We start from the raw sequence: 13,798 nt of genomic DNA, 5'->3' as shown, positions 1-13,798 counted from the left end.
CACCTTAATTATATTAAGATTTTCGACTCAAACTATCACTTATAAATAAGGCAGTTTGTTGGTTCGGACTTAGTAATTAACTTTCGTTAGTTGCCTTGTCTGTGGGGTCGCATTATAGGGATTGCGCGAGCATTGGCAAGCGTTTATTTACTAAAAAATGCATTAATTTCGCAATCAATATTTATACCTATTTTGATAACAACTTATCCACAGAAAAGTAAAAGTTACCCACTAAGTTGTTAAATTACTTCTGCTAATGAAGCTAAATCATCATATATAGCCGTCGCTAGGTTTTCACCTTGCTCTGTTATTTCTTTTCCAGTTCTGACTAAATAGTTGTTCTTAATGCCCGCCGCTATTCCAGCTTGTATATCAGAGACCTTATCACCCACTAATATTGACTGTGACAAGTCAATGTCTAACTCTTTTACAGCTTCGTTGATCATACCCGCTTTAGGTTTACGGCAATCGCAGTCAATTTTGTATTCACCAATGCCATGTTCAGCATGATGTGGGCAATAATAGATGCCATCTAAATCAACACCACGATCTGCCAATGACCAATCCATCCATTCAGTCAGTGTATTAAACTGATCTTCAGAAAAGTAACCACGCGCAATACCTGATTGATTAGTGATGATCACTAACAAGTAACCTTTCTCTTTCAATTTTTGTAACGCTTCTATAACACCTTCGATAAACTCAAAGTCATCAACTACCGATACATAACCATTATCTACATTTACTACACCATCTCTGTCGAGAAAAATGGCACGTTTACTATTACTTGCTGTCATACTTTTTCCTTAATTTATTAGCCGATGCTATTATCGTTTTTTTTCTTCTACTATAAAGAGTTTCTTAATGAGATTTACACTATGTTATATCGCTCTCTTTTCAGCCCTGTCATTAAGTGGCTGCAGTAATTATCAGTTTTCTTCTAATGTAGATAAGAAAAACTTCGATGAATACTTTAAACCCTCACAAGTGACTATCTACTCTAAATCAGATCTTGATGATTTAGAGTACCAGTTACTCGGTGCAGTAGAGGGTAGTAGTTGCCAGCAAGAAAGTAAGCAACTACCTGCAGACATTAAGCAAGCAAGAACCAATGCGCGTATTAATGCTGCTAATATGAATGCTAATGGTATTGTTTTTCAATCTTGTATTAACTTTGAAGCCGACAAGAGTTGTTTGTCTAATATAATTTGTTATGGGCGCGCAATTGACGTAACCATCGATGATGACAATCAATGAATAATTTCTCTCTGAACACCATCGCAACGATTCACTCTCCTTATAAGGAGAAATTTGCAGTGCCACGCCAGCCGGGATTAGTACCAAGTGCCCATGCACTATTAGAGATACTGCCTCCTTATAATGATATTAATGCATTTTCTGGATTAGAAGGTTTCAGCCATTTATGGTTAATGTTTATATTCCATAAAAATGTACAACCCGTTAAGTGGCAACCAATGGTACGCCCTCCCCGTCTAGGTGGTAATAAACGTGTGGGTGTTTTTGCTACGCGTAGCCCTAATAGGCCAAATCCAATTGGTTTATCATTAGTTGAATTTCATGGGTTACTTCAAAAAGAGGGTAAGCTATTTTTACAACTGAGTAATATTGACCTCGTTGATGGTACACCTATTGTAGATATCAAACCTTATATTCCGTATGCGGATGCAAAACCGGACGCAAAGGCTGGATTTGCACAACAAACACCTGACGTATTAATGGATATTGATTTTTCACAACAGGCGTTAATTTTTGTAGATAACAACCCACAATTAAAAACATTAATAAGCCAAGTATTAAAGCAAGACCCTCGTCCTGCTTATAAAAAAGGTAAACCAGATAATAAAACCTACGCGATGCACTTGCTTGAATTTAATATTTCATGGGTGGTCATTAATGACCTTATTAGCGTAACCACTATCGAGCCTCTGATTTAGCAAATAGATAGCCACTGATTGCACCAACAATTGCCCCTAACAAGTGGCTTTCAAAAGAAACACCCGGTGTCGTAGGTAAGACACCAAAAACTAAACCACCGTAAAATACCAAAGTAATCAATGAGATTGTAATATGTAGGAATTTACGGCGCACAAAACCATAAACAATAAGATAACCCCAAAACGCATAAATGATGCCACTCATACCAATATGAACACTATTTCCTCGCGCAAATAACCACACTAGAGATCCCGTACTAATAATATGAATCATAAAGAGTAACCAAAATCGTTTTTTACTTTTTAAACCGATTAATCCACCAAAAATAACAAAAGGAATAAAGTTACTAAAAAGATGCGCCCAACTGCCATGTAAAAAGGGTGAAAACAGAATGCCTGACAGGTGTGCAGTCGAGCGAGGAACGATGCCAAATTGGTTTAAATTAATAGGTAACAGTGTATTTAAAATAAAAACCACAGTACAAGCCAACATAATATAGAAACTAACCTTGCCACTTTGTAAATACTGCTTCATTTCGCCCCCTTTCTTATATAGTATCCCCCTTTTATATTGACCTGAAACCTTGAGGATTACCATGCGCACTACCAATTATTTACTTTCAACACAAAAAGAAGCTCCTAGTGACGCTGTAATTGTTAGCCATCAGCTAATGTTACGCGCGGGTATGATCCGTAAACTTGCATCTGGTTTATATACTTGGTTACCAACAGGTCTACGTGTATTACGTAAAGTTGAAAACATTGTACGTGACGAAATGGAACGTGCAGGTGTCGTTGAAATTTTAATGCCCGTTGTACAACCAGCAGACCTTTGGATGGAAACGGGTCGTTGGGATAAATATGGCGGCGAGCTTCTACGTGTTAAAGATCGTCACTCACGTGATTTTGTACTAGGTCCAACACATGAAGAAGTAGTTACTGAACTTGTTCGTAAAGAAGTAAACAGCTACAAGCAGTTACCGCTTAACCTGTTTCAAATTCAAACTAAATTCCGCGATGAAACGCGCCCTCGCTTTGGTGTAATGCGTGCTCGTGAATTTACAATGAAAGATGCTTACTCTTTCCATTTAGAGCAAGAGTGTTTAGAAAAAACTTACCAAGGCATGTATGACGCTTATTGTCGTATTTTTGATCGTCTCGGTCTTGAATACCGTCCAGTAATCGCAGATACCGGTAGCATTGGTGGCAGTACTTCACATGAGTTCCATGTACTTGCAAAAAGTGGCGAAGATGCAATCGTATTTTCTACAGAAAGCGATTACGCTGCCAATGTAGAAAAAGCAGAAGCATTAGCACCAACCATTGAACGTCCAGCGGCAAGTGCTGACATTGCGACTGTTGAAACACCTAATGTTCATAGCATTGAAGAAGTTTGTGCAGCACTTAACATAGAAGCAACACAAGTTGTTAAAACATTACTCGTTGAAGGTTCATGTGAAGAAGGCGAAGTCGCACCTATCGTTGCACTTGTTGTACGTGGCGATCATAACCTTAATGAAATCAAAGCTGAAAACATTGAAGGTATCGCAAGCCCACTTGTATTCGCAAACGAAACACAAATTAAAACAGCTGCAAACTGTGATGCTGGCTCTATCGGCCCTAAAGGTTTGGCGATTCGTACTATAGTCGACCGTAGTGCAGAAAAACTAGCAGACTTTGTTTGTGGTGCAAACGAGACAGGCCAACACTTAACAGGTGTTAACTGGGATCGTGATATTGAAGGTTATGAAGTTGCTGACATTCGTGACGTAGTTGAAGGTGACCCGAGCCCATGTGGTACTGGCACACTTTCTATTGCACGTGGTATTGAAGTCGGTCATATCTTCCAACTGGGTACAGAATACTCAGAAGCAATGAAAGCAGCAGTATTGAACCCACTGGGTAAAAACCAGACATTAACAATGGGTTGTTACGGTATTGGTATCTCACGTATTGTTGCTGCAGCCATTGAGCAAAGCAATGATAAAAACGGTATTATCTGGAACCAAGCACTCGCGCCTTTCTCTGTGGTTATCGTTCCGATGAACATGAAGAAATCACATCGTGTTGCTGAGTTAGCAGAAAGATATTACGCAGAACTACAAGCTGCCGGTATTGAAGTGTTATTTGACGATCGTAAAGAGCGTCCAGGTATCATGTTTGCTGATGCAGAGCTTGTTGGTATTCCACATACGCTAGTTATCGGTGATCGTAGCCTTGATAATGGCGTTATTGAGTACAAAGATCGTAAATCAGGCGAAAAACAAGAAGTTAATATTGAAGAAGTTATCGACTTCATCAAAGCTAAATTAGCGTAATTAACCCTATTAAAGGTAAGCCACTTATTTGAGAGTGGCTTACCTTTTTACTGCTCAACTTTCTCAGTCAACTGTTCCTGTAGTTTTTTAATATAACTCGCTTGAGAGTCTAAATTAAAACTATCCTCTACTGATTGCCATTGTAGCTTCTGATTTTCTAATGTAATTCCACTCACTTGAGATTGTTGAAAAACAACCAAACCAAGTAACATGATAAATAACAGCACTAATACCAACAGCGCATCAAAATGTATTACCAATTTCTTCTTCACAAAAAACCTCTTTTAAAAAATAAAAACTTACCATTAGTCTCTATTGTTATTAATATAGATACTCATGCGACTTCAAGGTGCAAGTCAGCAAGGGAAATCGCACTAATCTGCGCTGTTATACAATCTTTATGTATAATAACAATACTGAAATTTTATGCCTAGCAGCTTGCCACATCATCGGTATATCACTTTAATCGCTGAGATATTAAATGAAAAAGCCAATACGAACATTACTATTAACCTCTCTTTTTTTATTTGCAGCAACACTCACTTTTGCGACGTCAATAATGATCAATAACCCTTTCAACCTAAGCACAGAATCAACATTAGACACGAATTTTAATGCCAAGATTCAACAATTTTGGCAAGACAATGCAATCAGCGCAAACTTTCAAGGTATCGATGGTAAAACCGTGCACCACGTCTCGATTACAACCGGTAACCCGAAAGCGATAGTCATTAGCCAAGGTAGGAATGAGAGTGTCTTAAAATATAAAGAGCTTGCTTATGACTTTAATCAGCAAGGTTATGATGTCTTTCTTATTGATCACCGTGGACAAGGTTTTTCAGAGCGTTTTGGCGGAGACCAATATCGAGGTTACGTTGTCGATTTCCAAGACTATGTCGATGATTTTAACCAATACGTACTGTCACTTGAATTAGATAAAAAATATCAGCAACGCTATCTTTTATCGCACTCGATGGGGGGGGCAATTAGCGCCCTTTATTTACAGCAATATAAAAGCCCTTTCCAAGCGTCTGTGTTTTTCAGCCCTATGCTCTCTATTAACCTCGGGCCTCTACCTAATTTCTTAGCTAAATTAATCACTTATAGTAGTGCAGAAATTTGTAGCTGGTTTACTGACAAAGCCTGTTATGTACCAACTGGTAGCGCTTATACTGACAATGAGTTTATCGGTAATCATGTAACACACAGCAAAAATCGCTTTTACTCAGGCCAGAATGGCTTTAAAACATTCCCAGAAACACAGCTTGGTGATGCAACCATGCGTTGGGTTGCCACAAGTATTAGCGCCACTGAGCAAGCCATTGAAAATGCGAATAAAATCAACATTCCTATTTTAGTCGTTCAAGCCGGAGGGGATACGGTTGTCACAAGTGATGGGCAAACAGCATTTTTCAATAATGTAACATATTGTAAATTTAATCAGTTTTTGACCATTAAAGATGCAAAACATGAGATATTACTAGAACGTGATGAATACCGTTTAACAGCACTTAATCACACCTTCCAATTTTTAGCAGACATAGCACAAGGTAAACAGACATGTATAAAGTAGCCATTTCCGATCTTGATGGGACGTTACTCGGGCCTGATCATAAAATCTCTCCAGAAAGCAAAACAAGCATTCATAACTGGATTGAAAGCGGACGTAAATTTATTATCGCAACAGGCCGTCACTACATCGAAGCAAAGAGCTTACAAGATAGCTTAGGTGAGCCAATCTATTTAATTAGTTCCAATGGCGCGCGTGTGCACAATAAATTGGGTGAAATAATTCTTAAACAAAATTTACCAAGCAATATTGCGACGCAGATTTGTAATATTGAATTTGATTCATCCATTCAAATCAACTTATTTACCGATGAACACTGGTATGCAAATTTTCGCCTAAAAGAACTTGATGATATTGGTTTAGGTGGCGATTTTGATTGCCGTGCAACAGATATTAAAGCATTAGATAAAACCAATATCATTAAGGTTTTCTTCTGGGCTGAGCGCGAATTATTAGAAGTTGTTTACCAAGAGTTAAAAACTCTTTTTGGCGATCGTATTAATCTTACTTTTTCACTTGATAAGTGTTTAGAGGTAATGGACGCTAATACTAATAAAGGCACTGCCGTTAAAGCGGTGCTAAAAGAAAAAGGCTATACAACAGAACAAGCCGTCGCTTTTGGTGATGGAATGAATGATGTTGAAATGTTAAGTGTCGTTGGTAAACCTATGTTAATGAAGAATAGCCAACAAGCATTGCGTGATGCCCTACCTAAAGCTGAAATGACATTATCCGCAAAAGAGCATGGTGTATCGGCGATAATAAACCAATTACTTAGCGAATAAATTTTTGTGTAGTCTGCGACTATTATTTACAGAGTCGATTTGAATCTAATAATAGTTGCAATCACTACACATATTTAATTACCACAGGATGAAATATAAATAAGCGCTGTTATACTGTAAAAAGTCTCACCATTACTTTTATGGAACAAAGGTTTATTTATGCGCTTTTCATTCTTATTATTTACAACACCTCTCTTTCTTATTGCCTGTAGCTCCGCTCCACCACCTGTTGCGCCTATCGAAAAGGCACCCGCTCCAATCATTGTCAAAAAAGACTTTTCTAAAGTATTAGAAGGAAACTTCAGAGGACAATTTAGCTTTGGTGATGGCAAAGGTTACTTTAAGGCCTGTGATGCCAATAAAGAGTTCTCAGTTGATGCTAATTTTGCACTACGTAACGTGTATGAACAGATAGCTTCTACGCCTTATACGCCTGTTTATATCGAGTTTGCCGGTGAAGTAACCTTCCCTAAAAACAAGTCTGAGAAATCAGATGCGATTATGCGTGTTGATAGAGTGCATCATATGGCACTTGCAAAAGCCTCTTTACAATGTGCAAAACCTATTGACACTTTTTTGTTTAAAGCTAACGGTGATGATCCATACTGGCGTCTAAGCATTGATAACCATCAACTTTTCTTCTCTACCAAAGCAAGTAACCAAGCTTATGAAGTGGATGATTCCGATTTTAGAACCACTCAAATCAATTCAATTACCACCACCAATAAAAAAGGACAAAGGCTTAAGCTTAAAATTCAACCTGGCCATTGTTACGATTTAAAAAATAAAGAATATTGGGGTTATACCACGCAAGTGGAAAGTATTTGGGGTGAGTACAGTGGCTGTGGCGAACCGGGCTGGCCTATTGAAGATCAGTTATTTACGGGTTATTACTTAAACAACAATAACGGCACAACAACGAACCTAACACTAAATCCAAACTATACCGTTGAATATAAAGAAACGATCAATGGTAAAGAGACGTTAAAAACAGGATTTTGGAAAACAAACTCTCCGCAAAGAGTGGTTGTTATGCTCACTCAGCAGGCTGATAAAAAATTACGCGAAGAACTTGTGTTTAAAAGAGAAGGTTTAACACTCAATGTTGAGGAAGTTAATCAAAGCAATATTCTAACCCAGCTTGAACAACCTTTAATGTTTAATAAAATGAATGCCAAAGAAGGTGTGGAAGTTGTCAAAGTTAATCGTATTAACCGTGAATTCAGCGCGCAACGTATTAGCCCTGATGCTGAAATTGATGTAGACATACAAAAAGCAGTGAACGACTACTTTAAAATTCATCGCACCGATCCTAAAGACACTAAATTCACAGCCGTAAAATACGACTTAAACGGTAATGGTATCGACGAAGCAATTGTTGTACTTGACTGGTGCTCTAAGAAAAATGGTTGTGAAGTGCTTATTTTTGAAGGTAGAAAAGAGGGTTATCGATTCTCTAGCCGTATCTCGCGTGTTCATACGCCTATTATCATTTCACAAAACCAGCATTATTTATGGCAGAGTTTGTTAATTAAAAAGAAAGCGGGTTGGTCACAGCTTAACTTCGATGGTTTAAGTTACCCAATCCATACTCGTGATTTAGAGGTCGTTAATAAAGCGGATCATTCAACTGGCGTGGTTCTTTTTAATCAAGGTAAACCAACAACTTGGTTCCCTATTAAAATGTAACTTGCGGCGATATTGAAGCAATGCTGCGATGGCATATAAAGGAAAGGGGCTTACGCCCCTTTTTGTTATCTAAAAATGATGATGAATTTAAAATTATTGAATGGGAGAATGTAGAATCGTTTCAAAGAAAGCATTTTCAAAACGATATTTAGAGGCTTTTTCATCACGCGCGACATCAGAATTTAAAAGTGATTGAGGTTTGTTATAACCATTTAAAATCAAAACAAACAAACGATCTCCTTGATCTGTTTTTACAACACCTAAAAGATTAGCCACCCCTTTCATCGACCCTGTTTTAGCAATCACTTTACCTTTGAACTGCTTACCACGAACGCCTTTATGATATTTTAATGTGCCATCAATACCGGCAATGGAAAAGCTTGATAACAATTCAAACTGCTTATCATTTTTATAAACAAATTGCAGTACCGACATAAACAGCTCAGCACTCATTAAGTTATGACGCGACAACCCCGAACCGTCCGCTAAGTAAGAATTTTCTAAATCAACACCTTGCTCTGCAAGAATAGCTTTAATCGCCTGCCCGCCATTTCTAAAATTACCTGCACGCTGAAAATAACTTGCCCCTAAGGTTTTAAACAGACTATCCGCAATTAAATTATCAGACTCTTTCATCATAACGGTTAGCAGTTTATCTAACGTGGGAGATTGATAACTAGCAAGTACTTCATCACCCTCATGTTTTTCACTTTCTAAACGAACAGTACCAGTCAGCGAGATGCCTAATTTCTGTAATTCATCTTCAATAATTTTTGACGCGTATTGAAAAGGGTCATTAACAGCAAACGCTAAACCAAAAGGACGATTCCTCGGCACCATACAGCCCCATAAATGATAACTATTCTGGCTATTACGAGTCACTTCCAGCGCACAGAACTGCATCTCACGTTGCTCTTTAGTGACTACATCAACATCCGCGCTAATCGTAACAGGCTCATAATCAGGGATATAGATGGTTGCCTTTTTGGCATCTTTACTCTTAAGGCTTAAATTACCTAAGACACAGTTGTTATTAACAATAATGGCATTTGAAGGCGCCGTATAACACACCCCCAGGTCATTCCAGGCTTGGCCGTTACTCCATTGATAACCATTAAACTGCGCATCATTAATAATGAAATCACCGTTTATTTTCTTTATACCTAATTTTTTTAACGTCACTAATAATTTACTAATATCAGACCGTTTCAAGGTCGGATCACCGACAAAATTTAAACGTAGATCACCTTGATAGTGGTGATTCTTTATTCGTTTTTTTGAGCCTGTCAGTAGCGTTTGATATTGAAAATCGCCACCTAAGTGTAATTTAGCAGCCGTTGCAGTGAGTAATTTTTGTATGCTAGCCGGGGTGCGTAACGTTTCTTGTTGATGCTCAGCTAATACAGATCCTTTTTTTGCATCAACGACCATGTAAGAAAACTGCGTGCCTTTAGGTAATAAAGGGTGCAAAGCTTGCCAATCACTGGCCACGCTATTAATTGAATAAAGAAGAGAAAAAACAAACAGTAAACGAGGCAACATTAGTGATATTCCAGAAATAAAAGACTCCGCATCATAACTCTGATTTAAAGCGAAAACACTTAAAGAATTCAATCATGAAGGTGTTATAATTTACTTCTTCACAGGTTAACCATGAGTCCATAAAAATGAATAACCCGCTATACCAACAGAATATTATCTCAATCGCTGATCTAACTCGTAGCGACCTTGAACTTATCTTGCAAACAGCCAACTCTTTAAAGAAAACTCCTCAACCGGATTTACTTAAAAATAAAGTAATTGCGAGCTGTTTTTTTGAAGCCTCTACACGTACTCGTTTGTCATTTGAAACAGCCGTACAACGTTTAGGTGGCAGTGTTATTGGTTTTGACAGTGGTGGTAATACCTCACTCGCACAAAAAGGTGAGACCTTAGCGGACTCAGTGAAAGTGATCAGCTCTTATGCAGATGCTTTCTTTATGCGTCATCCTCAAGAAGGCGCGGCCCGTTTAGCCTCTGAATTTACTGACATTCCAGTGATTAATGGCGGTGATGGCGCGAATCAGCATCCAACACAAACCTTGTTAGATCTGTTTACTATCTACGAAACACAAGGCACGTTAGATAACCTCAATATTGCCTTTGTTGGTGATTTAAAATACGGCCGTACCGTGCATTCACTTGCGCAAGCCTTGTCACAGTTTAACTGTAAACTATTTTTTATCGCGCCAGATGCCTTAGCAATGCCGGATTATATTCTGGAAGAGCTAAATGATAAAAGTATTGGTTACTCAGTACATTCAAGTATTGAAGAGGTGATTGATTCACTTGATATTTTGTACATGACACGTGTTCAAAAAGAGCGCTTTGACGAAACAGAATACCAACATATAAAATCAGCCTTCTTATTAAATGCTTCTATGTTAAGTGGTGTACGCGATAATTTAAAAGTACTACACCCACTGCCGCGCATTGATGAAATAGATAAAGACGTTGATGACACGCCATATGCTTATTACTTTGAACAAGCACAGAATGGTGTTTATGCACGCCAAGCATTGTTAGCGTTATTATTAACAAATCATTTTCAAGCGGAGGGTTAAATCATGAACGACCATAAGTTACAGGTTGAAGCAATTCAAGATGGCTCTGTTATTGACCATATCCCAGCACAACAAGGGATAAAAATATTAAAGTTTTTTAAACTGGCACAAGCCAATGAAAAAATAACAGTAGGTCTAAACCTGCATAAAAAGAACGGCCAACGAAAAGATCTTATCAAAGTAGAGAATACTTTTATCAGTGACGAGCAAGCTAACCAACTTGCCTTATTTGCACCTGATGCCACGATTAACCAAATTAAAAACTTCACTGTGGTTAATAAATTTAAAGTGCAGTTACCCGATGCATTTGTCGGCGTGCTAGCTTGCCCGAACAGTAATTGCATTAGTCATAACGAGCCTGTAGAAACACAATTTTACGTTAATAACCGCCGCGACTTAAAACTCAAGTGCCATTATTGTGAAAAATCCTTTGATCGCTCATTTTTTAATGAGCTAGATTAATTTTTAATGGAAACATAATTGTAAATGAAGAGCTATACCTATGATACTTCAAGATGCAAAGTCAGCAAGACAAGTTGCTCCAAGATACTAGGCATAAAATTGAAGTATAGTTATTCTACATAAAGATTTTATAACAACGTAGGTTGGTGCAACTTGCCTTGCCCTATGGGGCGCGATCTCGAAAGTCAGCCCAGCGTTACAACAATCGGAAAGTGAATACAATTACCTCATGTTGTGCCTTGATCTGAAATTCAAGATCACGCCTGACAAAGCATCTTGAGGTAACATAAGTATCGGTTTATACTGAGACCATTACTTCAACCAATAAGTGAGCCACCTATGAATTATAATACCTCTTTACTGTGCGATATTTATGCAGAAACCATTGACGTGGTTGAACCTTTATTAACTAATTTTGGTGGCCGTAGTTCATTTGCCGGCGAAGTCGTTACTATTAAATGTTTTGAGTCTGTTGGTCTTATTTACAAAACATTGGAAGAGAATGGCATAGGAAAAGTGTTGCTGATTGATGGTGGAGGCTCGTTACGTCGCGCATTAGTTAACTCACATATCGCTGAACTCGCCGTTGCAAATGGTTGGGAAGGTTTAGTGGTTAATGGCTGTATCCGCGAAGTTGATGCACTTGAAGAATTAGATATTGGTATTCAAGCAATCACAGCAATTCCAGTCGGTGCTGAAGATAACGAAGTCGGCGAGTTAAATGTACCGGTTAACTTTGCGGGTGTCAGTTTCTTACCTGAAGATATTCTTTACGCTGATAGCACGGGTATTATTATTTCGCCTGAACCGCTAGAGCTAGATGAAGTGGACGAAACAGAGTAAGTCGATAACAGATAAATCGAGATACAAAAAAACCCAATGAATGAAAGTTCATTGGGCTTTTTTTATCGCCGTTTTCACTGCACTGAAAAATAGTGAAATTACATTGTTTCTTCAGCTTCTTCGATTTTACCCACTAATGCGCTTAAACGAGATTGCCACTGTAAGTGCTCTTCCGTTAATTTACTATTAGCTGAAACTAATTCTTCTGATTTTTCAGATAAGTTTCTTTTGTCTTCTTTTAGCTCTTCAACTTCCATCTGTAATAAAGAGATGGTGTCTACTGCGTTTTGAATTTTGCTTTCTAATTTCTCTAATAACTCTAATGTCATGAATTCGCCCCTTTAAAATATTTATATACGTTTGATTAATTCAATGAGAATAAGCATTCCAGCGCGCTTATTCAACCATTGTTTTTGATTTAGGAAAATAAAAGCCAATATGTTACGCTTTTACTTCGTTTTGAGGCCACATATGAGAAATAGATGAATAGTTTAATTAAACTTGGAAAATATAAGCACTACAAAGGTAGTTTTTATCAGGTCGAAGATATTGCAACCCACAGTGAAACAGAAGAGAAAATGGTCGTTTATCGCCCCCTGTATGGAGATCACGCTCTTTGGGTTAGACCGCTTGATATGTTTATAGAAGAAGTAAATATAAACGGGGTAATGCAACCCCGCTTTGTTTATGTTGATGCATAATCACTCTATAAAAAATGCCTATTACTTTTATGAATAGGCATTAATTTAATATATTAGACAATTAAGAAGTCTAAAATGGACTACTTAAACCAGATTGCTCATAAATACCATCTCCATCAGCATCAATACTATATGTAACACTGAAGTTATCAGCTAATAATTTTACTTTACTATTATTGTCGCCTAATAATTCGATATGCCCATTTACCAATGTTGGAAGCGATAATTGCTCATCAGATTCTTGAATTGGGGCTATAACTTCTAAAGGTGTAACAGTATTAATAACGACTAGTCCTTCATTCTTATCGTAATAATTACCTGACACATAGTATTGTGTTAGACCATCGCTATTGATTTTTTCATCAACCCTAAAGTTATCTGTTAATATTGTATTAAATTCAGAATACGTACTTTCTGATTCAATAAAGATATCACTCGTAAATATTCTATCGTAACTTCCGAAGTCATTACCCAATACGCTAATATCAAAAATACCTTCCGTTAAACTACGGCTAAAGTATTCACTACCTGATACTGTAAAACTATTGTTATAACTGTAATTATTAAATGCCGTACGAAAAGAAATCGTCTGATCAAATTCATCATAACGTCTGTAATTAACTTATTTTTTCCCGTTAAATGTAACTCGATTACTTTCATCAGAATAGCCCATCAAACAATTATTCATCGTTAATGTTGCAGGACCAATGCCTGCAGTAGGTTGTTGAACCTGCATCGAATAATCACCACTTTGACAATCACTACTTGTACTCTTGTGACTTTTTACTTCAATAGGAAAGCCATAAGGATTTAAAGCGGGGTTAGTAATTTGAGAAATATGCTTATATACATCAGATAATAGGTTTGCGCTA

At 37.6% G+C, this 13,798-nt stretch carries 17 protein-coding genes; 10 read left to right on the top strand and 7 right to left on the bottom strand.

Annotated features, from left to right (window positions below):
- Nucleotides 1-239: 239 nt before the first annotated feature.
- A complete protein-coding gene (gene gmhB / locus CXF74_RS19300) occupies nucleotides 240-797 on the bottom strand; it encodes a D-glycero-beta-D-manno-heptose 1,7-bisphosphate 7-phosphatase (RefSeq protein WP_101084166.1) in 558 nt (185 codons plus the stop codon).
- Nucleotides 798-864: 67 nt separating this feature from the next.
- On the opposite strand from gmhB, the gene rcsF reads away from it, so the two are divergent.
- Nucleotides 865-1,257 (top strand): Rcs stress response system protein RcsF, encoded by a 393-nt coding sequence (gene rcsF, locus CXF74_RS19295; RefSeq protein WP_101084165.1) that lies wholly within the window; start codon nucleotides 865-867, stop codon nucleotides 1,255-1,257.
- A complete protein-coding gene (tsaA, locus tag CXF74_RS19290) occupies nucleotides 1,254-1,955 on the top strand; it encodes a tRNA (N6-threonylcarbamoyladenosine(37)-N6)-methyltransferase TrmO (RefSeq protein WP_101084164.1) in 702 nt (233 codons plus the stop codon). Before rcsF ends, tsaA begins: the two co-directional genes overlap by 4 nt.
- On the opposite strand, the gene CXF74_RS19285 is transcribed toward tsaA, so the two are convergent.
- Complete coding sequence (locus CXF74_RS19285) at nucleotides 1,936-2,490, bottom strand: rhomboid family intramembrane serine protease (RefSeq protein ID WP_101084163.1); 555 nt, start codon at nucleotides 2,488-2,490, stop codon at nucleotides 1,936-1,938. The two genes, tsaA and CXF74_RS19285, sit on opposite strands and share 20 nt — an antisense overlap.
- A 61-nt stretch (nucleotides 2,491-2,551) precedes the next feature.
- Here CXF74_RS19285 and CXF74_RS19280 point away from each other — a divergent pair, with 61 nt between their 5' ends.
- A complete protein-coding gene (locus CXF74_RS19280) occupies nucleotides 2,552-4,273 on the top strand; it encodes a proline--tRNA ligase (RefSeq protein WP_101084162.1) in 1,722 nt (573 codons plus the stop codon).
- Between the two features lie 47 nt (nucleotides 4,274-4,320).
- Here the strand turns inward: CXF74_RS19280 and CXF74_RS19275 are convergent, their stop codons facing one another.
- Nucleotides 4,321-4,545, bottom strand: a complete 225-nt coding sequence (locus tag CXF74_RS19275) for a hypothetical protein (protein ID WP_101084161.1) — start codon at nucleotides 4,543-4,545, stop codon at nucleotides 4,321-4,323.
- Between the two features lie 209 nt (nucleotides 4,546-4,754).
- On the opposite strand from CXF74_RS19275, the gene CXF74_RS19270 reads away from it, so the two are divergent.
- From CXF74_RS19270 to CXF74_RS19260, 3 genes are all read left to right on the top strand, one after another.
- The gene (locus tag CXF74_RS19270; protein ID WP_101084160.1) at nucleotides 4,755-5,846 is read left to right on the top strand and encodes an alpha/beta fold hydrolase; all 1,092 of its coding nucleotides are present in this window, start codon (nucleotides 4,755-4,757) and stop codon (nucleotides 5,844-5,846) included.
- On the top strand, nucleotides 5,834-6,628 hold the full coding sequence (locus CXF74_RS19265; RefSeq protein WP_101084159.1) for a Cof-type HAD-IIB family hydrolase: 795 nt from the start codon (nucleotides 5,834-5,836) through the stop codon (nucleotides 6,626-6,628). Before CXF74_RS19270 ends, CXF74_RS19265 begins: the two co-directional genes overlap by 13 nt.
- Before the next feature lie 159 nt (nucleotides 6,629-6,787).
- Nucleotides 6,788-8,317, top strand: coding sequence for a hypothetical protein (locus CXF74_RS19260; protein WP_101084158.1), 1,530 nt, complete (start codon nucleotides 6,788-6,790; stop codon nucleotides 8,315-8,317).
- A 93-nt stretch (nucleotides 8,318-8,410) separates the two neighbouring features.
- On the opposite strand, the gene dacB is transcribed toward CXF74_RS19260, so the two are convergent.
- The gene (dacB, locus tag CXF74_RS19255) at nucleotides 8,411-9,859 is read right to left on the bottom strand and encodes a D-alanyl-D-alanine carboxypeptidase/D-alanyl-D-alanine endopeptidase (RefSeq protein WP_101084157.1); all 1,449 of its coding nucleotides are present in this window, start codon (nucleotides 9,857-9,859) and stop codon (nucleotides 8,411-8,413) included.
- A gap of 125 nt (nucleotides 9,860-9,984) precedes the next feature.
- Between dacB and pyrB the strand changes: the two genes are divergently transcribed.
- The 3 genes from pyrB (at nucleotide 9,985) to rraA (ending at nucleotide 12,225) form a co-directional block, all read left to right on the top strand.
- Nucleotides 9,985-10,920: an aspartate carbamoyltransferase gene (gene pyrB, locus CXF74_RS19250; RefSeq protein ID WP_101084156.1), complete on the top strand. Its 936-nt coding sequence runs from the start codon at nucleotides 9,985-9,987 to the stop codon at nucleotides 10,918-10,920.
- 3 nt (nucleotides 10,921-10,923) lie between these two features.
- Nucleotides 10,924-11,382: an aspartate carbamoyltransferase regulatory subunit gene (pyrI, locus tag CXF74_RS19245; RefSeq protein WP_101084155.1), complete on the top strand. Its 459-nt coding sequence runs from the start codon at nucleotides 10,924-10,926 to the stop codon at nucleotides 11,380-11,382.
- 339 nt (nucleotides 11,383-11,721) lie between these two features.
- The gene (rraA, locus tag CXF74_RS19240) at nucleotides 11,722-12,225 is read left to right on the top strand and encodes a ribonuclease E activity regulator RraA (RefSeq protein WP_101084154.1); all 504 of its coding nucleotides are present in this window, start codon (nucleotides 11,722-11,724) and stop codon (nucleotides 12,223-12,225) included.
- A 98-nt stretch (nucleotides 12,226-12,323) separates the two neighbouring features.
- On the opposite strand, the gene CXF74_RS19235 is transcribed toward rraA, so the two are convergent.
- On the bottom strand, nucleotides 12,324-12,554 hold the full coding sequence (locus tag CXF74_RS19235; protein ID WP_101084153.1) for a cell division protein ZapB: 231 nt from the start codon (nucleotides 12,552-12,554) through the stop codon (nucleotides 12,324-12,326).
- Nucleotides 12,555-12,707: 153 nt separating this feature from the next.
- Here CXF74_RS19235 and CXF74_RS19230 point away from each other — a divergent pair, with 153 nt between their 5' ends.
- Nucleotides 12,708-12,926, top strand: a complete 219-nt coding sequence (locus tag CXF74_RS19230; RefSeq protein ID WP_101084152.1) for a DUF1653 domain-containing protein — start codon at nucleotides 12,708-12,710, stop codon at nucleotides 12,924-12,926.
- Nucleotides 12,927-12,996: 70 nt separating this feature from the next.
- Here CXF74_RS19230 and CXF74_RS19225 read toward each other — a convergent pair whose 3' ends face one another.
- Together CXF74_RS19225 and CXF74_RS19220 are read right to left on the bottom strand one after the other, a co-directional pair.
- Nucleotides 12,997-13,401 (bottom strand): hypothetical protein, encoded by a 405-nt coding sequence (locus tag CXF74_RS19225; RefSeq protein WP_101084151.1) that lies wholly within the window; start codon nucleotides 13,399-13,401, stop codon nucleotides 12,997-12,999.
- A 147-nt stretch (nucleotides 13,402-13,548) separates the two neighbouring features.
- Nucleotides 13,549-13,798, bottom strand: a 250-nt coding sequence (locus CXF74_RS19220; protein WP_157822462.1) for a hypothetical protein, incomplete at its 5' end; no start/stop codon positions are given.

The sequence above is a fragment of the Psychromonas sp. Urea-02u-13 genome (assembly GCF_002835995.1).
Taxonomy (GTDB): Bacteria; Pseudomonadota; Gammaproteobacteria; order Enterobacterales; family Psychromonadaceae; genus Psychromonas.
This window is presented reverse-complemented; position numbering and strand designations above follow the sequence as displayed.

Excerpts from the sequence above, each read along its gene's own strand:
- gmhB (WP_101084166.1), bottom strand. The coding sequence starts at position 797 with ATGACAGCAAGTAATAGTAAACGTGCCATTTTTCTCGACAGAGATGGT.
- rcsF (WP_101084165.1), top strand. The coding sequence starts at position 865 with ATGAGATTTACACTATGTTATATCGCTCTCTTTTCAGCCCTGTCATTA.
- tsaA (WP_101084164.1), top strand. The coding sequence starts at position 1,254 with ATGAATAATTTCTCTCTGAACACCATCGCAACGATTCACTCTCCTTAT.
- CXF74_RS19285 (WP_101084163.1), bottom strand. The coding sequence starts at position 2,490 with ATGAAGCAGTATTTACAAAGTGGCAAGGTTAGTTTCTATATTATGTTG.
- CXF74_RS19280 (WP_101084162.1), top strand. The coding sequence starts at position 2,552 with ATGCGCACTACCAATTATTTACTTTCAACACAAAAAGAAGCTCCTAGT.
- CXF74_RS19270 (WP_101084160.1), top strand. The coding sequence starts at position 4,755 with ATGAAAAAGCCAATACGAACATTACTATTAACCTCTCTTTTTTTATTT.
- CXF74_RS19265 (WP_101084159.1), top strand. The coding sequence starts at position 5,834 with ATGTATAAAGTAGCCATTTCCGATCTTGATGGGACGTTACTCGGGCCT.
- CXF74_RS19260 (WP_101084158.1), top strand. The coding sequence starts at position 6,788 with ATGCGCTTTTCATTCTTATTATTTACAACACCTCTCTTTCTTATTGCC.
- dacB (WP_101084157.1), bottom strand. The coding sequence starts at position 9,859 with ATGTTGCCTCGTTTACTGTTTGTTTTTTCTCTTCTTTATTCAATTAAT.
- pyrB (WP_101084156.1), top strand. The coding sequence starts at position 9,985 with ATGAATAACCCGCTATACCAACAGAATATTATCTCAATCGCTGATCTA.
- pyrI (WP_101084155.1), top strand. The coding sequence starts at position 10,924 with ATGAACGACCATAAGTTACAGGTTGAAGCAATTCAAGATGGCTCTGTT.
- rraA (WP_101084154.1), top strand. The coding sequence starts at position 11,722 with ATGAATTATAATACCTCTTTACTGTGCGATATTTATGCAGAAACCATT.
- CXF74_RS19235 (WP_101084153.1), bottom strand. The coding sequence starts at position 12,554 with ATGACATTAGAGTTATTAGAGAAATTAGAAAGCAAAATTCAAAACGCA.
- CXF74_RS19230 (WP_101084152.1), top strand. The coding sequence starts at position 12,708 with ATGAATAGTTTAATTAAACTTGGAAAATATAAGCACTACAAAGGTAGT.